Origin of the sequence: Microbacterium sufflavum (assembly GCF_023101165.1) — a bacterium.
In the GTDB taxonomy this organism is placed as follows: domain Bacteria; phylum Actinomycetota; class Actinomycetes; order Actinomycetales; family Microbacteriaceae; genus Microbacterium; species Microbacterium sufflavum.
On record NZ_CP078076.1, the window covers coordinates 1537736 to 1559610 of the forward strand.

Here is a 21875-nt window from a genome sequence, read left to right on the forward strand (position 1 = left end):
GAGACACCCCATGGCAGACCTCGAAGGCAACGCCTCCGCGAAGCAGTTCCACGCCGACCAGCCCGCCGTCCGCTTCACGCAGAACATCCGGGGAGCGGCGAACCTCGACTGGGGCATGCAGAACCGCCTGTCCCGCATCCTCGACCCGCAGACCGGGCGCACCGTGATGCTCGCGTTCGACCACGGCTACTTCCAGGGACCCACCTCGGGGCTGGAGCGCATCGACCTGAACATCGCGCCGCTGGCCGCGCACGCCGACGCCCTCATGGGCACCCGCGGAGCCCTGCGCACCTCCATCCCGCCGGCGACCAGGGCCGGACTCGTGCTGCGCGCCTCGGGCGGCCCGTCGATCCTCAAGGACCTCTCCGACGAGTACACCGCGATGGCGATGCAGGATGCGGTGCGCCTCCACGCCGACGCCGTGGCCGTGCAGGTGTTCGTCGGCGGCGAGCACGAGAGCCGCAGCATCCGCAACCTCACCACGCTCGTCGACCAGGGCTACGACGCGGGCATCCCGGTGCTCGGCGTGACCGCGGTCGGCAAGGAGCTCGTGCGCGATGCCCGCTACCTCGGTCTCGCGACCCGCATCATCGCGGAGCTCGGCGCCCAGCTCGTGAAGACGTACTACTGCGAGGAGGGCTTCGAGGACGTGGTCGCGGGGTGCCCGGTGCCCGTCATCATGGCCGGAGGCAAGAAGCTGCCCGAGCTGGACGCCCTCACGATGGCCTCGAACGCCGTGCGCGCGGGGGCCGCCGGAGTGGACATGGGCCGCAACATCTTCCAGAGCGCCCACCCCGCGGCCATGATGCAGGCCGTGCGGGCCGTGGTGCACGACGACACCGACCCCGCCGACGCCTACGAGCTGTTCCGCGAGGCCACCGAGACGCGGGTGCTCGCATGAGCGCCGACGTGCTGCGCAGCGCCGAGGCCGCCCTCCGGTTCGGCGACTGGGGCCCCGGCTACCTCGCGCAGGGCGACGACGCGGCGTTCGGCGTGGTCGTGCTGCGGCCCGGCGACGAGTTCGCCAACCACCTCCACGAGCACCACACCGAGTCGTTCGTGGTGATCGAGGGGCGCGCCGAGATCTGGCTCGACCGCGACACCCGTCGCGTCGTCGAGACCGGCGACGTGCTGCGCGCCGCACCGCACGAGGAGCACTTCGTGCGGAACCCGTTCGACGAGACCTTCCGCGCCGTGTTCGTGAAGACCCCCTGGGTCGACGGCGACAAGGTCGACCGCCCCTGGACGCCCGACGCCTGAGCGCCCTGAACCCGCACCACCCTCACCCGAGCACGAACCCCTCACCCGAGAAAGAACATCGAAAGGACAGCACCATGAGTGTGCAACGACGCTCCTCATCCCCCGCGCGGCTGACGCGCCGTGCCCTGCCCGTCATCGCCCTGGCGTCCGCCGCGGGCCTCGTGCTCGCCGGCTGCTCCGGCGACGCGGGGGGCTCCGGCGGCGACGGCGGCGACAAGACCCTCAAGGTCCTCATCGCCGCCCCGCAGGAGGGCGCGGGCAAGATCCTCGAGGAGGACTTCGAGGCCTCCACCGGCGTCGAGGTCGAGGTCGAGGTCGTGCCCTACGACCAGATCCAGACCAAGGCGATCCTCGACGCGCAGTCCGGCACCAACAACTACGACGTCATCCAGTACTGGTACACGTCGGTCGGCGCGCTCGCCGACGCCGGGGCGCTCGCCGACATCACCGACTGGGTGGAGTCCGACGAGGACATCGACTCGGGCGACTTCATCGAGGCGATCTTCGGCCCCTACTCGCAGTACGAGGACGCGACCTACGGGCTACCGATCGACGGCGACACGCACGTGCTCTTCTACAACAAGGCGATCTTCGAACGGAACGGCGTCGAGGTCCCGACCACGTGGGACGAGTACGTCGAGGTGTCGCAGAAGATCACCGACGCCGAGAAGGCGAACGGCGTGTACGGCAACGCGCTGCTCGGCTCGAAGAGCGCGTTCAACATCGGCTCGACCTTCTTCAACCGCCTCGCCACCATGTCGCCCGACCCGATCGACCCGCAGATGCCGCAGCTCGACACCGAGTACGCGGTGGCCGCGGCACAGTCGATGCTCGATGCCTCCGGTTCGGCGCTGCCCAGCCCGCTGGAGATCGGGTTCGAGCAGGCGCTGCCGCAGTTCCTCTCCGGCTCCGTCGGCATGATCGAGTTCTGGACCGACCTGGGCGTGTTCGCGCAGGACCCGGAGCAGTCGAAGATCGTCGACGGCTGGGGCGTCGCGCCGCTGCCGGTCGGACCCGAGGGCAAGGTCTCCGGAGCGCTGAACGCCGGCTGGGCGATGGGCATCAGCCCGAACGCCAGCGACGAGGACCTCGCGAAGCAGTTCGTCGCGTTCGCCTCGTCGAAGGAGACGAACGAGAAGCTGATCACCACGACCGGTTCCGGTGTCGACCCCACGCGCACCTCCACCCTGGAGAGCCCGGAGTACATCGAGTTCGCGCCGGAGGTGTCGGCCGTCGCCGCCCAGGTGCTGCCCAACGCGCAGTCTTGGCCGACCTCGCCGCAGGCCCCCGAGATGATCCAGTCGCTCAGCGACAACCTCGCGCTCATGCTGCAGGGCAGCCTGACCGCGGAAGAGGCGATGCAGCAGACCTGGGACACCTGGCAGTCCCTGGCCGACTGATCGCCTCGTCGAACCCGAAAGGACAGCTCATGTCGCAACCCGTCACCTCCCGGCGCCGCGCCCGACGCGCGTCGTGGACGGGCCGCGCCCTGCTGGCGCCCGCCATCCTCGCGATCGTGATCATCGCGATCTACCCGCTCGCCTACATCGTCGCCGCGTCGTTCTCCGACTCGTCGCTGGGGCGTCCGTTCGCGGACTGGGTCGGGTTCGACAACTTCGCGGCACTGCTGGGGGACGGGGTCACCCTCCCGTCCCTCGGCAGGTCGCTGCTCTTCGCGATCCCGTCCGCCCTGATCGCCCTCGTCGCCGGTCTCGTGGTGGCCCTGTCACTCGACGCGGCCGTCAAGGGCGGACGGATCATCCGGGTGCTGCTCCTGCTGCCGCTGATGACGCCGCCCGTGATGGCGGGCGTGATCTGGAAGCTCATGCTCGCCCCCACCGGCGGGCTGCTCAACAACATCGGTCAGTCGTTCAGCCCGGGCGCCGAGCCGTTCCTGTTCCTCGGCTCGAGCCCGGCGGCGATGGTCTCGCTGATCGTGGTCGACGCGTGGCAGTGGACGCCCTTCTGCGTGCTGCTCGTGTTCGCCGCGCTGCAGACCCTGCCGACCGAGGTGTACGAGGCCTCGCAGGTCGACGGCGCCGGGGTGTGGCAGACGTTCTGGCGTATCACGTTCCCGCTCGTGCTGCCGAGCCTGGTCACCGTGCTGCTGCTCAAGCTCGTGGTGTCGTTCAAGGTGTTCGACCTGGTGTTCATCATGACCGGCGGCGGACCCGGCTTCGACACCACCGTCAGCAGCTTCGAGATCTACCGCACCGGTTTGCAGACCTTCGACGTGGGGGCTGCCGCCGCGCAGACCATCGCGTTCCTGGTGCTGGTCACCATCGTCATCCTGCCGCTCAACGCCGTCCGGCAGCGCCTGCACAGGGAGAGCTGACATGTCGCTCACACTCCGCACCTCCGACCACGCCTCCGACAGCGCGACCGTCACGCTGGTCGTGCCGGACGCGCGCCGCCGTCGTCGCCGCAGCCGCACCTCGAGCATCTCGCGCCCCGGTCGCCCGTCCGTGCTCGTCACCGTCGTGAAGTGGGTCGTGATCCTCGTCGCGATCGTGCTCGCCCTGCTGCCCGTGCTGTACATGGTGGGCATGTCGTTCAAGAGCCCGGACGACATCCTGTCCACCCGCATCCTGCCCTCGCGTCTCGCGTTCGAGAACTGGGTCGGCGCGTTCGAGAACTGGCCCATCCTCACCTACCTGCGCAACTCCCTCGGTGCCGCGCTCGTGGCGGTGCTGGTGTCGCTCGTCGTCTCGATCCCCGCCAACTACGCCATGGCGCGGCTGCGCGCGGGCGGGAAGCAGACCCTCGGGCTGATCGTCTCCGCCTACGTCGCCCCGCCGATCGTCGCGATCATCCCGCTGTTCGTGCTGGTGCGCACCGCCGGGCTGATGGACTCCGTGATCGGGCTCGGCATCGTGGAGGGCCTGCTGCTCACCCCGGTCGCCGTGTGGCTGCTCGACGGGTTCTTCCGCGCGATCCCGTTCGAGGTCGACGAGGCCGCGCAGATCGACGGCTGCGGACCGCTGCGCACCCTGTGGGCGGTCATCCTCCCGCTCACCGCGCCCGGCATCGTCGCCGTGTCGATCATCGTGTTCATCCTCGCGTACAACGACTTCCTCATCCCGCTGCTGCTCACGCAGAGCATCGACTCGCAGACCCTCCCGGTCGGCATCGCGCTCATGCAGGGCGGCCGCGAGGTGATGTTCGGGCAGATGGCCGCCGCCAGCCTCGCCGGCCTCATCCCGATCTACCTGCTCGCGCTGTTCCTGCAGAAGTGGCTCGTCGGCGGGCTCACCCAGGGGAGTGTGAAGTAGCCCGAGTGGTTCGGTGCGGCCCGTGTGCGGGGTCGAGTGCGGGGTCGGAGACGTGCCGGGCGGGGTGGTCCGGGGTTCGTCTGTGAGGCCGCGACAGGGGCGGAGCGGGGGATGGATCGCGTCAGGGGGCGGGGCGGCGCGCGATCGAGATCGAGTCGGCGGCGGCGAGGCGTCGGAGGTGGGCCGTGATGCGGGCCCGGAGATCGTCGTGCTGCGGTCCGAGGCGGGTGGCGGCGTCGTGCCAGTTCGAGGGGTCGTAGCGCCAGACGGGCCAGGACCTCAGGTCGGGCGCTTCCCACTCGTAGCGGGGCCAGATGTGGGCGTGGACGAAGGCGTCGGTGTTGCCGAGGATGTCGATGTTGATGCGACGGAACGCCGGATCGACCTCTCGGCAGGCGTGTTCCACGGCCGTGGCGAGGAGGTCGACGGCGGCGAGGAACCGTACCCGTTCCTCCCGCGGCAGGTCCGCCAGCGCGGTGGCCTCCGGATCCGTGCCGAGCAGCACGCAGTAGCCGGGGAGGAACTGCACATCGCCGATCACCGCGTAGCCGCCGGGCAGTTCGGCGAGCAGCGTCGGGTTCTCTCCCCGCGCGGCGGAGCGGATGCGGTCGTCACGCCAGTCCATGCCGCCGATGCTATCGACGGGTGCTCCGGCGGGGACGATCGGGTCGCGAGGGCGTGGTCTGCGAGCTCGTTCCGTCGGGCGCCACCGTGCGGTTCGTGGAGGGCGTCGGTGGCCTTCTCGCCAGTCCGAAATCCCGGTTCTCGATTCGAACAAAGATACGAAACTCGCCGCCGTCGACGGTAGAATCGGGGCATGTCCACACTCTCCGGTTTGCACGAGGCGATGTCCCGCCTCGACGCCGCGTGGGGTGGCGCGGGCGATCCGATGGACCTGAACCGCGAGCAGTTGATCGCGGTGAACGACGCGATCGGCGTGCTGCGGAGACGCCTCGACGCGGTGCACGTGTCGGTGGGAGCGGGCATCGCGCGGGAGTCGCGGCCTGAGCTCGGTGCCGGCAGCCTGGCGAAGCATCAGGGCTATCGGAACCCGGCGAGGCTGATCGCCGCGACGACCGGAGTCTCGACGGGAGAGGCGGCGCGACTGGTGGCGGTGGGCGAGGCCACGGCCCCGCGCGCCGACCTCCTGGGGCAGCGACTGCCGGCGAAGTACCCGTCCGTGCGGGAGGCGTTGGCTGCGGGTGCGCTCGGTGCGCCGGCGGCCGCGCTGATCGTCGCGATGCTCGACCGGTGCCGCGTGGCCGTGGGTGCTGCTCGGGTGGCGGAGGCCGAGCGGGTGCTGGTGGAGCAGGCGGCGGGGTTGTCGGTGGATGAGGTGCGGCGGTTGGTGGTGCGGGCGGAGGCGTGGGTCGATCCGGATGGGGTGGAGCCGCGGGCGGAGGAGCAGCGCTCGCGTCGGTCGTTGACGCTGTTCGAGCGTGACGGGATGGTTCATCTGAACGCGGTGCTGGATGCGGAGACGGCGGCGCCGGTGGTGGCGGCGATCCGGGGGTTCGTGTCGGCAGCGTTCGCGGCGCGTCAGGAGGCGCCGGATGCGGGGGCGCCGGATGCGGACCGTCGTACGGTGCCGATGATCCAGGCGGATGCGTTGGCGGCGTTCGCGGGGCACGTGCTCGGGTGTGCGGCGCGGTTGCCGCTGGCCGGGGCGACGGTGGTGGTGCGGGTGGGTCTGGGGGATCTGGAGGCCGGGTCGGGGTCGGCGCAGGTGGACGGGATCGATCAGCCGGTGAGCGTCGGGGCGGTGCGGCGGATGGCGGCGGGCGGCGGGGTGATCCCGTGTGTGCTCGGCGGGGGCAGTGAGGTGTTGGACTGGGGGCGGGAGAAGCGGTTGTTCACCCGGGCGCAGCGGCTGGCGTTGGTGGAGCGGGACGGGGGGTGTGCGATGTGCGGGTTGCCGCCGGAGATGACGAAGGCGCATCACATCCGGTGGTGGTCGCGCGACCGCGGGCCGACGGATCTGTCCAACGGGGTGCTGCTGTGCGAGACGTGTCACCATCGCATCCACGACAACGGGTGGGACATCCACATCGACAGCGGAGAACGCGGCAGTGGTGGCGGTGGTAGCGGCGGCGGGATGGCGAGGGTGTGGTTCGTGCCTCCGCGGTACATCGACCCCGCACGCACGCCTCGGCTCGGTGGGCGGGCCCGCTTCGACATCGCCGCCTGACGGGTGTTCGGGTGGTGGGGTGGGCTCCGTGGGCACGACGCTTCGACGCTTCGACGCCGTGGGATGCGCGACGCGAGCCGGTCAGCGGCTGCGGCCGACTCCGGCGGCGCGCAGGCGATCAGCGATCAGGATGCCGAGGGCGGTGGCGGCGACACAGCTCGCGAGTGTGATCGCGAAGAAGAGCAGCTGCACCGGAAGGGTGAAACCGCCCAGGTCGAACGACGCCCACGCGAGCAGGGGATACACGACCCCCACCACCACGGCGCCGACGTAGTGCAGCCACGTGCCCCAGTAGCGCCACATCACGAACAGGAACGGCAGCTCGGTGAAGGCCGCCCACCACAGGTTCGTCGCCACGCTGCCGAAGCCGTACCCGGAGAACGGCACGATCACGAGCCCGGCCAGCAACCCGACCAGCAGACCCACGAGCGGCGCGCGCAGCAGGCGCAAGGCGATCACCGACGGCAGCAGCCACAGGCCGGCGAGAGCGACGCTCACGAACGGCAGCCCCGGGAACAGGATCGTCGACACCCAGTTCGCGGGAGCGAGCAGCAGCCCGCCGGCCACGCCCAGCGCGGCGCACGTCAGCAGCAGCGCCGTCGGGAACCGGAAGCGCCGTCGTCTGCCGGAGACACCGCCGTGCGGCGCGCTCATGCGAGGGGTACCGAGGTCCGCGGGTTCCGGCGCGTTCGTGTGATCGGGTCCGCCATCCGTAGCTTCCGGCGCGCTCGTGTGATCGGGTGCGCCGTCCGTAGTTTCCGGCGCTTTCGCGTGATCGGGTGCGCCGTCGGCCGTATCCTGAGCGCTCATGCGAGGGGTTCCGACGCGGCCTCGCGGGCGGCCTTCGACGCGGGCGACGCCGCGCCGACCTTCCAATACCCGCAGAAGCTCACGGCGTTCTTGTCCACGCCGCGCTCGCCGACGAGGAGCCTGCGGGCACCGGTGGCCAGCGACTGCTCCCCGGCCGCATAGGCGTGGAAGGGCGCGCTCGGAAGCTCGCTCCGGCCCAGCGCCTCCAGGGCGAGAGCACCGGGCGCCGCGTCGTGGGGGCGCACGATCCAGACCACGTCGAGCCCCGGAGGGCACGGGAAGTCCAGGGCGTCGTCCTCGGCCGGCACCTCGACGATCGCGGTACCGGTGGCGTGCGCCGGCAGCGAGGCGGCGATCCCGGCGATTGCGGGCAGCGCGGTCTCATCGCCGACGAGCACCACGCGATCAGTCCCCCGCTGCGGGTTGAACGTGAGGCCCTCGTCGATGATGAGCACGTGCTCGCCGGGCTCGCAGGTCTCCGCCCACCGCGACGCCGGGCCCGCCGTGCCGTCGGCCGCAGAACCGTGCAACACGAAGTCCACGTCGATCTCCGCCCCCGCCTCGGAGGTCGCCGTCCGGAAGGCGCGCACCGTGTAGTTGCGCATCACGGGCCGCTCGCCGTCGGGGATGCGCAGGAACTTGAGGTAGCCGAACATCTTGTTCGCCTTCGCCGGCACCCGGTCGAGACCGGCCTCGCCGCCGATGGGCAGGAACAGCCGGAACCACTGGTCGTACCCCATCGGGCGGAACCGGTCGATCTCACCGGCGCCGAGCGTCACACGGATCCAGTGCGACGAGAGCCGTTCAGAGCGCAGCACGGTGAGGTGCAGGAGTTCGGTCGTCTCGGGCTTGACCATCTTGCTGAATGCCATGGAGTGCCTTTCAGGAGAGGGGGAGCTGCCAGGGGAAGAAGACGAGGAAGATCGCCGCCGAGGTGAGGAGCATCGCCACGGTGAACACGGTGTCGCGCACGCGGAACGGCACCAGGTGCCGCTCGGTCCGCGTCGGATGCGCGCCGAACGCCCGGGAATCCATCGCCAGGGCCACGCGCTCGGCATGCCGGATGGCCCCGGCGAGCAGCGGCACGATGTACCCCCAGCCCCGGGCGATGCGGGAGAGAGGACCGCGCCCGCCGTGATAGCCGCGCACCCGGTGCGCCGCGCGGATCACCGCCAGCTCGTGCCCGAACCGCGGCACGAAGCGGAACGCCGCCAGAGCCGTGTACCCGATGCGGTACGGCACCCGCAGCTGCTGCACGCTCGCCCGCACCAGGTCGGAGCCGCTGGTCGTGAGGCCGGCCACCAGCGCCAGCGCGACGATCGCCCCCAACCGCAGCGCGGTGGCCGCACCGATCGTGAGCGCGCCGCTGTACAGCCTCCAGTCGCCCACCGAGAGCAGCGCCGGGGTGCCGTCGACCCGTGCGACATCGACCCACAGCGAGAACCCGACGGTGACCGCGAGCATCCCCAACGGCAGGCCGAGCAGCAGCAGCGCGAGCAGCCGCCCGGTGACCCTGGCTCCGGACAGGATCAGCACGTACGCGAGCGCGAGGAACGCGGCGGGCGTCGCGAGATCGCGCACGAACACGAGCAGCACCATCCCGGGCGCGAACCCCGCGACCTTCGCGAGCGGGTTGAGCGCATACAGGAACTGGTGCGGCGCCGTCGCGGTGAGACGCGCGTACGGGTCGAACGCGGTGCCGGTGCTGCCGCTCACGACGACGCCTCCGGGTCCGGAGCGGGGGCGGGTGCGGGGGTGGGCGCGGGGGGTGCGGGTGCAGGTTCGGATGCGGGTGCAGGGGCGGGCGCTGATGCGGGTGCGGATGCGGGTGCGGATGCGGGTGCGGATGCGGGTTCGGATGCGGGTGCAGGGGGCGCCGGTGCGGGGGATCCGGGTGCGGATGCCGGGGATGCGGATGCCGGGGTCGCGGGTGCGGGGGATCCGGATGCCGGGGGTGCGGCGGCGGGTGCGGATGCGGATGCGATCGGTGCGGGTGCGGCGGTGCGTGCGGGGGACTCCGCGGTGAGACCCGCGGCGGCGAGCACGCGCTGCACGTCGGGGAGGCGCAGGCCCGCGTCGGTGAACACCGCGGGGTCGGCGAACAGCTCCGCGGTCGGCCCGGCGGCGTGCACCCGGCCGTCCGCGAGCACGACCGTGTGCGTGGTGTGCTCGGCGACCAGCGAGAGGTCGTGCGTGACCAGCACGATCGTGGTGCCCTCCGCGCGCAGGGTCCGCAGCAGGGCGAGCAGTTCGGTGGCGCGCGCGCGATCCTGGCCGAACGTGGGCTCGTCGAGGGCGAGCACCCGGGGTCGTGTGATCAGGGCGGTGCCGACCGACAGCCGCCGCTTCTCGCCGCCCGACAGCAGGAACGGGTGCACGTCGGCCTTGTGCGTCAGCCCGAATCGGTCGAGCATCTCGGCGACCCGCGCCGCGATCTCGTCGTCCGTCACGTGCCGCAGCCGCAGGCCGTGGGCGAGCTCGTCGAACACGGTCGCCGCGATGAACTGGTGCTCCGGGTTCTGGAACACGAAGCCGATGCGGGCGGCGAGATCCCGCGGGGAGGCGGTGCCCGGATCGATGCCGTCGACCGACACCTGCCCCTTCGGCGGCGGCACCACACCGGCGAGCGCCTGGAGGAGCGTGGTCTTGCCCGCCCCGTTCGCCCCGACGATCGCGGTGAGGCTGCCCGCGGGCAGATCGAGGTCCACCCCGTGCAGGATCTCGGTGCGCCGTCGCTTCACCGTGAGCCCTCGCGTGCGGATGATCGACTCGCCGGGCCGGTTCGCGGCGGCGCCGGGACCGTCGGGACCACCGGGATATCCCTGAACGTCGGGCACGGCGTCGCGCACAGCGAGCGCCGTCGCGAGCTCGTCCGGGGTCAGCGGCAGCGGATCGAACCGGTGCTCCCGCTCCCGCAGGCGCAGCGCCGCGAGGGTGGCCCCCGGCAGCCACACGCCCATCGCGAGCAGCTCGTCCGCGTGCGCCCTGATCGTCTCCGCGGCCGGTCCGTCGAACGCGACCCGCCCCTCCCGGTCGAGCACGATCGTTCGGGTCACGAAGGCCATCGCGGCGTCGAGGTTGTGCTCCACGAGCAGGATCGCGCGATCCCCAGCGGCCACCACCTCCGCGAGCGCGGCGTACACGTCGTCGATGCCCTGCGGATCGAGGTTCGCGGTGGGCTCGTCCAGCACGATCAGCGGCGACCCCATCGCGAGGGCGCAGGCGATCGCGAGCCGCTGCCGCCCGCCGCCGGACAGGTGGTCGGGGTTGTCGTCGCGGCGGTCCCACAGGCCCACGCACCGCAGCGACTCCGCGACGCGCTCCCGCACCACCTCGACGGGGAGCAGCAGGTTCTCGGGCCCGAACGCCACCTCGTCGTACACGGTGCCCGTGACGATCTGCGCGTCCGGGTCCTGGAACACCATGGCCACGTGCGTGCTGAGCGTCGCGGTCGCGGTGTCCGCGGTGTCGAGCCCGCCCGCCTCGACCGTGCCGGTCATGGTCGCCGGGAGGGCGTGCGGGATGAGGCCGTTGAGCGCCAGGGTGAGCGTGGACTTCCCGGAGCCGGACGGACCGAGCAGCAGCACGACCTCGCCGGGCCGGATGTCGAACGACACATCGCGCGGCGAGGGGTGCGCGGCACCGGCGTGGGTGAGCGAGAGCTCGCGCACGCGGAGGAGGGGCGCGGATGGGCGCACGGCAGGTCCCGGGCTCGACGGAGGGTGTGCCTCTAACTTAGCTGAGCCTTACCTGTGTTATCCAGCGAGGCTCCGGGGCTAGCGGCGGGCGACCCCGGCCCGGCGCAGCGACGTGCCGACCGCGAGGCCGATAGCGGTCCAGGCGATCGGGCCGAGCACCGAGATCGCGAGGTAGAGGATCTGCGCCCACACCGGCATCACCGACAGGTGGGCGGCGAAGAACACCACGACCGCGACGATCACGCCGATGATCGCGGCCGAGACGAAGAAGCGCCAGGCGCCCCAGGAGCGGTACCGCGTGAGCGCGGCGACCCCCTCCTGGATGAGCCCGAACAGCAGCGCGGTGCCGATGAAACGCAGCGCCCACGCCGGATTGAACGCGCTCGCGATGAGCGCCGCGAACACGTGCGTGATGAGCGCGACGAGCGGCAGCCGCAGCACCTCCTGCGCGATGATGCCCGGCAGCACGTGCGACCCGAGCACGAGCCCGTAGAGGAACAGCAGCGGGCTCGCCAGCAGCACCGGCGTGACCCACCCGGCGATCCCGCCGAGGAGGCCCGTCGCGACACCGATCGCGGCGCAGACGAGCAGCACGCGGGTCGTGAGGACGGGGGTTCGGGCCACCCCTCCAGCCTACCGGCGACCTTCGCCCGACCCGGCCGTCGCGCACCCTGGCCGATCGGCACGACCGGGGAGGACCATCGTTCAGTTCTCGATCCGGCGCCGAGGAGCGGGGTTATCGTGATCCGCGGTGCGGCAACGACGCCGCACCGTGATCATCGGGAGCGAGATATGGGTCGAACACCCCTCCGGATGGCAGCGGCCGCCACCCTGGCCACGCTGTTCATCGCATCGACGGCAACCGCCGGCCACGCAGCGACCGGGGAGGTGACACACCCGGTTCCGGTCGCGGGAACCCCCGGGCACTACATCGTGGTCATGAAGGCCGATCCCCTCGCCAGCTACGAGGGCGACGTCAAGGGGCTGAAAGCGACGAAGCCGGCCGAGGGCGAACAGCTCGAGACGCAGTCGCAGGACGCGCAGCGCTATGTGAAGCACCTCGAGTCCGAGCAGTCCACCCTCATCAACGACGTCGGCGTGACGCCGGACACGACGTACCAGGTCGTGCTCAACGGGTTCAGCGCCGACCTCACGGGCGAGCAGGTGGATCAGCTCCGCGCCTCGAAGGACGTTCTCGGGGTGTTCCCCGACGAGATCCGTCACCCCGACGCGCTGACCTCCACCGACTACCTCGGCCTCGGCGACGACCGCAAGGGCCGCGGCGGGGTGTGGCAGCAGACCGGCGGCGTGAAGAAGGCCGGAGAGGGCGTCGTCGTGGGTGTGATCGACACCGGCATCGCCCCGGAGCACCCGTCGTTCGAGGGCAAGAAGCTCAAGCAGCAGAAGAAGCAGAACGCCCGGCACAAGGGCCAGCAGCCCTACACCGACGGCACCTACGTGTACTTCGACAAGTCCGACGGCGGGCAGTTCCGCGGCGCGATGGTCGAGGGCCAGGACTGGGACACGAGCGACTACTCGACCAAGCTCATCGGCGGGCAGTACTTCTTCGCGGGAGCCCAGGCCGCCGGCTTCGACTTCCAGTACGACTACCTCTCGCCGCGGGACGGCGACGGCCACGGCTCGCACACGGCGAGCACGGCGGCGGGTGAGTTCGGGGTGGAGGCTGCGATCGAGGGCGTCGACTTCGGGACGATCTCCGGCGTCGCGCCCGGCGCGAAGGTCGCCGCATACAAGGCCTGCTACGTCGGGCCCGACACGACCGTGACCACGGACGACATCTGCGCGCTGAGCGACCTCGTCGCCGCGATCGACCAGGCCGTCGCCGACGGCGTCGACGTGATCAACTACTCGATCGGCGGCGGTGCGGCGAGCACCGTGATGGCACCAGAGGACCTGGCGTTCCTCAACGCGGCGGCCGCCGGTGTGTTCGTCGCGACCAGCGCCGGCAACGACGGTCCCGACCCGGTCACGGCCGACCACGCGTCGCCGTGGTACACCACGGTCGCGGCCTCCACCATCCCCACGTGGGAGGGCACCGTGCAGTTCGACGGCTTCGCGCAGGCCGGCGCCTCGGTGAGCGTGCCGTTCGGTGAGAGCGTCTCCGGGCCCTCGATCGCGGCACAGGATGCCGCGGCGCCCGGAGCGGTGGACGCGACGCTGTGCCTGCCCGGCACCCTCGACCCGGCGAAGGCCGCCGGACACATCGTGGTCTGCGACCGCGGCGGCAACGCGCGCGCCGAGAAGTCGCAGGTGGTGAAGGACGCGGGTGGCATCGGCATGGTCCTGGTGAACGTGCCCGGCGGTGCCGACTCGCTCGACAACGACTTCCACGCCGTGCCGACCGTGCACCTGAACGCCGTGCACCGCGACGCGGTCCTCGCGTATGTGCGGGGCGGAGTCGACCGTCCGATCACCCTCGTCGGCGAGAACACCACCGGCGTGACCACGCCGACCCCGCAGATCGCGGGCTTCTCCAGCCGCGGGCCGGTCCTGGCCGACGGCAACGACGTGCTCAAGCCCGACGTCGCCGCTCCCGGCGTCGCGATCCTCGCCGCCACGCACAACGCGCCGGGCGAGCAGCCGACGTTCGGCATCCTCTCCGGCACCTCGATGGCCTCCCCGCACATCGCGGGCCTCGGTGCGCTGTACCTGGGCGAGCATCCGCGGGCGACGCCGGCGGAGATCCGTTCGGCGATGATGACCACCGCCTCCGACACCGTGCTCCCCGACGGCTCGAAGAACACCGACCCGTTCGAGCAGGGCGCGGGGCAGGTCGACGCGCGGCGATACCTGAACCCGGGTCTGCTGTACCTCAACGGGTTCCGGGACTGGGCGGCCTTCCTCGACGGGAAGGGGCTGTCGGACTTCCCCGGCATCGAGCCCATCGACGGCAGCGACCTGAACCAGGCGTCGATCTCGATCGGGTCGCTGGCCAGCGCGCAGACCGTCACCCGCACGGTCACCTCGACGGAGAAGGGCGTGTTCACCGCGAAGGCCTCCGTGCCGGGAGTGAACGTCACCGTCACGCCGTCTCAGCTCACGTTCGACAAGCCGGGGCAGTCGAAGACCTTCACGGTCACGTTCGACAGCACCAGCGCCCCGGTCGAGCAGTGGGCCACCGGTTCGCTCACCTGGACGAGCGCGAAGAACACGGTGCGCTCGCCGATCGCGGTGTATCCGGTCACGGCGGATGCTCCGGGAGAGGTCACCGGCAGTGGCGTCGACGGGAGCACGACGGTCGACATCATCCCCGGCCTCGACGGCGATCTGGCACTGAACCTCTCGGGCCTCACCCCGTTCCAGCTCCTCACCGATCCGGACAACCCGGTCGAGGGGCACTCCGGGAACGAGAACTCGGGCGACGCGAACAAGGACGTGGCGTGGATCGTCGACGTGCCGGAGGGCGGCACGCTCTCGCGGTTCGACCTCGACTCCTCCGACGACGAGGGCAGTGATCTCGACCTCACCGTCTACCGGGTGGTCGCGCCGGACGACCTGCGCTACTACGAGCGCTGGCAGTCGGCGACGGGCTCGGCCGACGAGCAGGTCACGGTGCCCACGCCGACCGCCGGCACCTACCTCGTGGTGGCGAACGTGTATGCGACGACCGGACCGATGACGTGGGACATGACCTACGCCACCGTGCTCCCCGGTGACCAGGGCGCGTTCACGGCGACGCCGAACCCCATCGCCGCCGTGCGCGGGGAGAAGACGAGCTATGAGCTGAGCTGGACCGGCCTGACCGCCGGCACCCGCTACCTCGGTCTCGTCCAGTACGGCGACTCCGACGTGCGCACGGTGGTGACCGTCACCACCCCGGCCGACGTCGCCCCGGCACCGGCTCCGACCCCGGAGCCGACGCCGACCCCGGAGCCGACCCCGGACCCCACTCCGACGCCGGACCCCACCCCGACGCCGGACCCGGAGCCGACGCCGACCCCGCCCCCGGCGACCGACGCTCCCGGGTGAGCGGGGGAGCGCCGGACACGGACGCGTGACACACGGCCGCACGACGGACACCCGTCGTGCGGCCGTGCCGTCGTTGCGGCCCATCGCCCGCCGGGGTAGCGCGGGCGTCCGTTCATCGCGTGATCGACACCGCTCGTCGCACCGTCCGCCGATCGGCGCGCGACCGCGGGGCGGGCTTCCTAGCGTGGGAAGACGCAATGATGCGTCCACCGAGGAGAACCCCATGACCGCACCTTCGTCGCGCCGCCGCGACGGCGCCGGGCTCGTCGACGACGAACCCGTCATCGAGACCGACCCGACCCTCCCACCCGTCGCCCTCTCCGCCGAGCACGAGGCGAAGAGCCGCCGCTGGACCCTGCCGAAGATCCTGCTCTGGACGGCGATCGCCCTGCTCGGCGGCGTCGCCTGGGTGATGCTCGCCATCGTCCGCGGCGAGACCGTGAACGCGATCTGGTTCGTGTTCGCCGCCGTCTGCACCCACCTGATCGGCTACCGCTTCTACTCCAAGGTCATCGAGCGGTACATCACCCGCCCCGACGACCGCCGTGCGACCCCGGCCGAGGTCAAGCAGGACGGCAAGGACTACGTCCCCACCGACCGCCGCGTGCTGTACGGGCACCACTTCGCCGCGATCGCCGGCGCCGGTCCGCTCGTGGGCCCCGTGCTCGCGGCGCAGATGGGCTACCTCCCCGGCACGATCTGGATCATCGTGGGCGTCGTGCTCGCGGGCGCCGTGCAGGACTACACGGTGCTCTTCTTCTCCATGCGCCGTGGCGGTCGCACGATCGGCCAGATGGCGCGGCAGGAGCTCGGCAAGATCGGCGGCACCGCGGCGATCGTCGCGTCGCTGCTCATCATGCTGATCATCGTCGCGATCCTCGCGCTCGTCGTCGTCAACGCCCTCGGGGAGAGCCCGTGGGGCGTCTTCTCCGTCGCGATGACCATCCCGATCGCCCTGTTCATGGGCGTGTACCTGCGCTACCTGCGCCCCGGCAAGGTGACCGAGGTGTCGATCATCGGCTTCGTGCTGCTCATGTTCGCGATCATCGGCGGCGGCTGGGTCGCCGGCACCGAGTGGGGGCAGGCGATCTTCCACCTCGACCGCACCACGATCGCGTGGGGCATCATCGTCTACGGCTTCATCGCCGCGGTGCTGCCGGTGTGGCTGCTGCTCGCGCCGCGCGACTACCTCTCCACGTTCATGAAGATCGGCGTGATCGTGATGCTCGCCGGCGCCATCGTGCTGGTGCGCCCCGAGATCTCGGTCCCCGCGATCAGCGTGTTCGGTGAGAACGGCATGGGCCCGGTGTTCGCAGGTCCGCTCTTCCCGTTCCTGTTCGTGACGATCGCGTGCGGAGCCCTGTCCGGCTTCCATGCGCTGATCGCCTCCGGCACCACGCCCAAGCTCGTGGAGAAGGAGCGGCAGACGCGCTTCATCGGCTACGGCGGCATGCTCATGGAGTCGTTCGTCGCGATCATGGCCCTCGTCGCCGCGATCTCCATCGACCAGGGCATCTACTTCGCCATGAACGCGCCATCCGCGGCGACCGGCGGCACGGTCGAGGGCGCTGTCGCGTTCGTGAACTCGCTCGGGCTGACGGGCGTGAACCTCACCCCCGACATGCTCACCGGCACGGCCGCCGCGGTCGGCGAGGAGTCGATCGTGTCCCGCACCGGTGGCGCCCCGACGCTCGCGCTGGGCCTCGCGCACATCATGCAGCAGGCCCTCGGCGGTCAGGCGCTCATGGCGTTCTGGTATCACTTCGCGATCATGTTCGAGGCGCTGTTCATCCTCACCGCGGTCGACGCCGGCACCCGCGTGGCCCGGTTCATGCTGCAGGACTCGATCGGCGCCTGGTTCCCGAAGTTCCGTGACGTGTCGTGGCGCCCCGGGGTGTGGATCTGCACCGCGATCATGGTCGCCGGCTGGGGAGCGATCCTCATCCTCGGCGTGACCGACCCGCTCGGCGGCATCAACACGTTCTTCCCGCTGTTCGGCATCGCCAACCAGCTGCTCGCCGCGATCGCGCTCGCCGTGGTGCTCGCGATCGTCGCCAAGCGCGGCCGCAGCTACTTCCGGTGGCTGTGGATCATCGCGCTGCCGCTCGCGTTCACCGCGGTCGTCACCATCACGGCCTCGCTCTACAAGATCTTCTCGCCGGTCCCGGCGATCGGATACTGGGCGAACCACTTCCGCTACCGGGAGGCGCTGAGCTCGGGAGACACCGCGCTCGGAGAGCCGCAGGTGCTGGAGGCCGTGATCCGCAACACCGCGGTGCAGGGCACGCTGTCGATCATCTTCGTGGTGCTCGCGATCGTCGTGATCGTCATGGCCGTGATCGCGACCGTGAAGGCCATCCGCCACGGCGGCGGAGAGAACACCGAGGACGCCCCCGTGGCCTCCCGGCGCTTCGCCCCCGCGGGCTTCCTCCCCGACGCGGAGGAGCGCGAGCTGGAGAAGCAGTGGGAGCCGATCCTCGCCGAGGAGCGCGCGGCCGCGCGGCACTGAGATGACCGACACCGTGCATCGGACGGATGCCGCGACCACCCCGCTGCGGGCGCTGTGGAGCGCCCTCGGCCGGGCCGGGCGCGGCATCCGCTGGTACATGACGACGCTGATGGGCGACACCGCGTACGCGACCTACGTCGCCCATCACCGCCGTTACCACCCCGACGAGGAACCGTTGACCGAGAGGCAGTTCTGGCGCCAGCGCATGGACGACCAGGACCGCAACCCCGGTGCCCGCTGCTGCTGACGCCCTTCGTCCCGCGTCCCTAGGCTGAACGAATGAACGACGTCGTCCTCGCCGCGGTGCTGGGGGTGCTCGGCGGCATCGCGCTCACGGTGCTGCTGCTGCTCGCCCGCCGGTTCGCGCGGGGTGCCACCGACCTCGGCAGTGACGCGGAGCAGGGGGCCCTGCGGGCGCTGCACCAGGCGAGCCTCGCCGCCCCGCACCTGCGCGGCGGGCTCGCCGGACCCGATGCGGTGAAGGCGGCGCGGCACCTGCGGGTGCTGCTGGGCAGCGCCGCGGTCGCGATCGTGGGCACCGACGGCGGCGAGGAGTCCGGCGTCGTGTCCTTCGACGGCGCCTCGGACGGCTTGGAGTCGGCCGCGCGCCGCATCGCCGAGCGGGTGCGGGCGAGCGGCCGGCGGCAGGTGTTCCCCGCCCCGGCGAAGACCGACGACCTGGAGGCGGTGGGCGCCCCGATCGTCGTGGACGGGCGAACGATCGGCGTGATCGTGGCCTTCGCGTCGCCCGTGCGCGCGGCGCTCGTGCGCGCCGCCGAGGAGGTCGCCGACTGGTGCGCCGCACAGGTCGAGCTCGGCGGGCTCGACGCCTCCCGCGCGCAGCTGGCTGAGGCGGAGCTGCGGTCGCTGCGGGCGCAGATCTCTCCGCACTTCATCTACAACGCCCTCACCGCGATCGCCTCGTTCATCACGACCGACCCCGACCGCGCGCGCGACCTCGTGCTGGAGTTCGCCGACTTCACGCGCTACTCCTTCCGCCGCCAGGGGGAGTTCACGACCCTCGCGGAGGAGCTCGGCAGCATCCACTCGTACCTGGAGCTCGAGCGGGCCCGCTTCGGCGACCGGCTGCAGGTCACGCTGCAGATCGCGCCGGAGACCCTCGCCACGGTCATCCCGTTCCTGTCGGTGCAGCCCCTCGTGGAGAACGCGGTGCGGCACGGGCTCGAGCCGGGGGAGGGCGGCGGCGAGATCCGCCTCACCTCGCGCGACGACGGCACCCACACCGAGATCCTCGTGGAGGACGACGGCGTCGGCATGGACCCCGACGGGCTGCGGTCGCTGCTCACGGCGCGCGAGGACGGCTCCCACGTGGGACTGCGCAACGTCGACACGCGTCTGCGACAGCTGTACGGCAGCAGCGGCGGACTGGTCGTGGAGACCAACACGGGCGCGGGTACCCTGGTGCGCATGCGAGTCCCGAAATCGCAGCCCCTGCACGACCCGGACGACGACTGAGGAGCCCGGATGATCGACGTCCTCGTCGCCGACGACGAGCAGCCCGCCCTCGACGAGCTGGTGCACCTGCTGCGCTCCGACCCGCGCATCGGCGAGATCCTCACCGCGACGAGCGGAGCCGACGCCCTGCGGCAGCTGTCGCAGCGCGCCGTGCGTCTCGCGTTCCTCGACATCCACATGCCCGGCCTGCTCGGCACCGACCTGGCCCGCGCCCTCCTTGGCCTCGCGGAGCCGCCGGCGGTGGTGTTCGTCACGGCCGACGAGGCCCGCGCGGTGGAGGCGTTCGAACTGCGCGCGGTCGACTACCTCCTCAAGCCGGTGCGGCGGGAGCGGCTGCGCGGCGCGATCGACCGCGTGGATCAGGCCGCCGATCCGACCCGCGGCGACGACGAGGTGCTGTCGGTCACGGTCGGGTCGACCGTGCGGTTCGTGCGGCGCAGCGAGGTGCGGTGGGTGCGGGCGCAGGGCGACTACGCGCGACTGCACACCGACGACGACGACCCCGGCCAGCTCGTGCGCATCCCCATGGCGGAGCTCGAGGCGCGGTGGGCCGACGCGGGGTTCCTGCGCATCCACCGCTCGACGCTCGTGCGCACGGCCGCCGTGACCGAGGCGCGGCTGTCCGGGGGAGAGTCGACGCTGGTGGTCGGCCGCACGGCCCTCCCGGTGAGCAGACGGCTCGTGCCCGCGGTGCGGGAGGCGCTCGTGCGCGGTGAGGCGCCGGCATGACCGGGTCTCCCGAGCGTGCGGCTCCGGAGCCCGCGGCGCGCGGTGCGGGAGAGCCCGCGAAGCGCGTGCGGGTCACGGCCGACCTCCCGCCTCGCGGCCCTGCGGCTCTCACGCGCGGCATCGCGCTGCCCGGGGCGCCGGTCGACGAGGCCGATGCGGTGTACGCCAGGGCGCTCCAGCGCAGTCAGCTGCGGCTCGCGCTCGGCACGGTCGCCGGGTTCGTGGTGGTCGTGGTCGCGATGACCCTGGCGATCGCGCTCGTGCCCGAGATCGACCGGGTCGTGCTGGGGGGCCTGCCGCTGTCGTGGCTGCTGCAGGCGTTCGCGTTCTACCCGGTCATCGTGGTGTTCGCGCTGCTGTATCTGCGCACGGCCGTCCGCAACGAGCGCCGCTACCGCGCCCTCCGGGACCGCGAATGAACGCGCTGCTCGACCTGCTCGGGGTCGCGCTGGTGGTGATCGCCACGCTGCTGATCGGCGTGTACGGCCTGCGGGTGTCGCGCACGACGAGCGACTTCTTCGTGGCGTCGCGCACCGTGCGGCCGGTGTGGAACGCCTCGGCGATCAGCGGCGAGTACCTGTCGGCCGGCACCTTCCTCGGGCTCTCCGGACTCGTGCTGCTCGACGGCGCGCGCGGCTTCTGGTTCCCGATCGGGTACGCGGCCGGGTACCTGCTGGTGCTGGTGTTCGTCGCGGCCCCGCTCCGGCGCAGCGGGGCCTACACGATCCCGGACTTCGTGGAGGCGCGGCTCGGGTCGGCCTCGGCGCGACGCGTCACGAGCCTCGCGGTGCTGGTGATCGGGTGGCTGTACATCGTGCCGCAGCTGCACGGCGCCGGCATCACGCTGGTCGTGGTCGCGGGGTTGCCGGAGTGGGTGGGCGCCGTGACGGTCGCGGTGCTCGTGGCGGCGTCGGTCGCGGCGGGCGGGATGCGCGCGATCACGTTCGTGCAGGCGTTCCAGTACTGGCTCAAGCTCACGGCGCTGCTGGTGCCGGTGGTGTGCATCGCCTTCGCGCTCGGCGGCGGACCGCACGCGTTCGACCCGGCGCTCGTGTTCCCCAGCGAGGCGGGACCGTCCGGCTTCGACGCGTACGAGACCGCGTCGCTGCTGCTCGCGCTGCTGCTGGGCACGATGGGACTGCCGCACGTGCTGGTCCGCTTCTACACGAGCCCGACCGGGGCGTCGGCGCGGCGGACGACCGTGATCGTGATCGCGATGGTCAGCGCCTTCTACGCCGTGTCGAGCGCGATGGGGCTGCTCGCCCGCATCGCCGCTCCCGACCTCGCGGTGCCGGGGGTGGCCGACACGGTGGTGCTGCAACTGCCCTCGCGCGTGTTCCCCGGGCCGGGCGGAGAGCTGCTCACGGCGCTCATCGTGTCGGGCGCGTTCGCGGCGTTCCTGGCGACCTCGGCCGGGCTCGTGGTGTCGCTCGCGGGGGTGATCAGCCAGGACGTGTTCTCCGGGTCCGTCCGCTCGTTCCGTCTCTCCGCGGTGCTGTGCGCGCTCGTGCCGCTCGGGGTCGCGCTGCTCACGGCGCCCGCGGGGCTCGTGTCGAGCGTGGGCGTGGTGTTCGTGGTGGCCGCGTCGACGCTGTCGCCCGTGGTGCTGCTGGGCGTGTGGTGGCGCGGGCTCACGGCCCGCGGGGCGGTGGCGGGGATGGTGTGCGGCGGCGTCGCGACCGGGCTCGCGCTGCTCGTGCACGCCGTGATCGACGGGGTCGGGGTCGCGGCGCCGTACCTCGCCCAGCCCGCGGCGTGGACGATCCCGCTGGCCACGGCCGTGACGGTCGCGGTGTCGCTGCTCGATCCGCGCGGCCCGTCGCCGCGTACGGACTGCTTCCTCGCCCGTGTGCACACCCCCGAACGCGGCTGACCGGAGGGCCGGGCGAACGCGCGGGATCACGCCGTGGTGGCCGGGGGTCCGCGCGAGCGCCTGAATCCGA

The 21875-nt window shown here is 71.7% G+C and carries 19 protein-coding genes; 13 read left to right on the forward strand and 6 right to left on the reverse strand.

Annotated elements, in window-relative coordinates; translation table 11 throughout:
- The first annotated feature begins 10 nt into the window (after nt 1-10).
- The 5 genes from lsrF to KV394_RS07610 all read left to right on the forward strand — a co-directional run bounded on the left by lsrF (nt 11) and on the right by KV394_RS07610 (nt 4532).
- Nucleotides 11-901 (forward strand): 3-hydroxy-5-phosphonooxypentane-2,4-dione thiolase, encoded by an 891-nt coding sequence (gene lsrF, locus KV394_RS07590; protein WP_136033997.1) that lies wholly within the window; start codon nt 11-13, stop codon nt 899-901.
- Nucleotides 898-1260 carry a cupin domain-containing protein gene (locus KV394_RS07595; RefSeq protein WP_136033995.1) on the forward strand — a complete coding sequence of 121 codons (363 nt, stop codon included), beginning with the start codon at nt 898-900 and terminating at the stop codon, nt 1258-1260. Before lsrF ends, KV394_RS07595 begins: the two co-directional genes overlap by 4 nt.
- Nucleotides 1261-1334: 74 nt before the next feature.
- On the forward strand, nt 1335-2660 hold the full coding sequence (locus KV394_RS07600) for an ABC transporter substrate-binding protein (RefSeq protein WP_136045607.1): 1326 nt from the start codon (nt 1335-1337) through the stop codon (nt 2658-2660).
- Between the two features lie 29 nt (nt 2661-2689).
- Nucleotides 2690-3595 (forward strand): carbohydrate ABC transporter permease, encoded by a 906-nt coding sequence (locus KV394_RS07605; RefSeq protein ID WP_136033990.1) that lies wholly within the window; start codon nt 2690-2692, stop codon nt 3593-3595.
- A gap of 1 nt (nt 3596) precedes the next feature.
- Entirely contained in the window at nt 3597-4532 is a 936-nt protein-coding gene (locus KV394_RS07610; protein WP_136036765.1) for a carbohydrate ABC transporter permease, read from the forward strand.
- A gap of 121 nt (nt 4533-4653) precedes the next feature.
- Here KV394_RS07610 and KV394_RS07615 read toward each other — a convergent pair whose 3' ends face one another.
- Entirely contained in the window at nt 4654-5157 is a 504-nt protein-coding gene (locus KV394_RS07615; protein WP_247982712.1) for an HIT family protein, read from the reverse strand.
- A 192-nt stretch (nt 5158-5349) separates the two neighbouring features.
- On the opposite strand from KV394_RS07615, the gene KV394_RS07620 reads away from it, so the two are divergent.
- On the forward strand, nt 5350-6720 hold the full coding sequence (locus KV394_RS07620) for an HNH endonuclease signature motif containing protein (protein ID WP_247982713.1): 1371 nt from the start codon (nt 5350-5352) through the stop codon (nt 6718-6720).
- Nucleotides 6721-6801: 81 nt separating this feature from the next.
- On the opposite strand, the gene KV394_RS07625 is transcribed toward KV394_RS07620, so the two are convergent.
- The 5 genes from KV394_RS07625 to KV394_RS07645 form a co-directional block, all read right to left on the reverse strand.
- On the reverse strand, nt 6802-7374 hold the full coding sequence (locus KV394_RS07625) for an ECF transporter S component (protein ID WP_136033986.1): 573 nt from the start codon (nt 7372-7374) through the stop codon (nt 6802-6804).
- Nucleotides 7375-7526: 152 nt separating this feature from the next.
- Nucleotides 7527-8402 carry a siderophore-interacting protein gene (locus KV394_RS07630; RefSeq protein WP_247982714.1) on the reverse strand — a complete coding sequence of 292 codons (876 nt, stop codon included), beginning with the start codon at nt 8400-8402 and terminating at the stop codon, nt 7527-7529.
- Nucleotides 8403-8412: 10 nt separating this feature from the next.
- Nucleotides 8413-9246 carry an energy-coupling factor transporter transmembrane component T gene (locus tag KV394_RS07635; protein ID WP_247982715.1) on the reverse strand — a complete coding sequence of 278 codons (834 nt, stop codon included), beginning with the start codon at nt 9244-9246 and terminating at the stop codon, nt 8413-8415.
- Complete coding sequence (locus tag KV394_RS07640) at nt 9243-11228, reverse strand: ABC transporter ATP-binding protein (protein WP_323131764.1); 1986 nt, start codon at nt 11226-11228, stop codon at nt 9243-9245. Before KV394_RS07640 ends, KV394_RS07635 begins: the two co-directional genes overlap by 4 nt.
- 78 nt (nt 11229-11306) lie before the next feature.
- Nucleotides 11307-11852, reverse strand: coding sequence for an ECF transporter S component (locus KV394_RS07645; RefSeq protein ID WP_136033981.1), 546 nt, complete (start codon nt 11850-11852; stop codon nt 11307-11309).
- Nucleotides 11853-12041: 189 nt separating this feature from the next.
- Here KV394_RS07645 and KV394_RS07650 point away from each other — a divergent pair, with 189 nt between their 5' ends.
- From KV394_RS07650 to KV394_RS07680, 7 genes are all read left to right on the forward strand, one after another.
- The gene (locus KV394_RS07650; protein ID WP_247982717.1) at nt 12042-15218 is read left to right on the forward strand and encodes a S8 family peptidase; all 3177 of its coding nucleotides are present in this window, start codon (nt 12042-12044) and stop codon (nt 15216-15218) included.
- 223 nt (nt 15219-15441) lie between these two features.
- Nucleotides 15442-17727: a carbon starvation CstA family protein gene (locus KV394_RS07655; protein ID WP_247982718.1), complete on the forward strand. Its 2286-nt coding sequence runs from the start codon at nt 15442-15444 to the stop codon at nt 17725-17727.
- A 1-nt stretch (nt 17728) separates the two neighbouring features.
- Complete coding sequence (locus KV394_RS07660) at nt 17729-17974, forward strand: YbdD/YjiX family protein (RefSeq protein WP_247982719.1); 246 nt, start codon at nt 17729-17731, stop codon at nt 17972-17974.
- 32 nt (nt 17975-18006) lie between these two features.
- Nucleotides 18007-19203 carry a sensor histidine kinase gene (locus KV394_RS07665; protein WP_206251872.1) on the forward strand — a complete coding sequence of 399 codons (1197 nt, stop codon included), beginning with the start codon at nt 18007-18009 and terminating at the stop codon, nt 19201-19203.
- Between the two features lie 9 nt (nt 19204-19212).
- Nucleotides 19213-19932: a LytR/AlgR family response regulator transcription factor gene (locus KV394_RS07670; RefSeq protein WP_247982720.1), complete on the forward strand. Its 720-nt coding sequence runs from the start codon at nt 19213-19215 to the stop codon at nt 19930-19932.
- The gene (locus KV394_RS07675; RefSeq protein WP_247982721.1) at nt 19929-20351 is read left to right on the forward strand and encodes a heavy metal transporter; all 423 of its coding nucleotides are present in this window, start codon (nt 19929-19931) and stop codon (nt 20349-20351) included. Before KV394_RS07670 ends, KV394_RS07675 begins: the two co-directional genes overlap by 4 nt.
- Nucleotides 20348-21805, forward strand: a complete 1458-nt coding sequence (locus KV394_RS07680; protein WP_247982722.1) for a sodium/solute symporter — start codon at nt 20348-20350, stop codon at nt 21803-21805. The genes KV394_RS07675 and KV394_RS07680 overlap by 4 nt, the downstream gene beginning before the upstream one ends.
- Nucleotides 21806-21875: the final 70 nt, after the last annotated feature.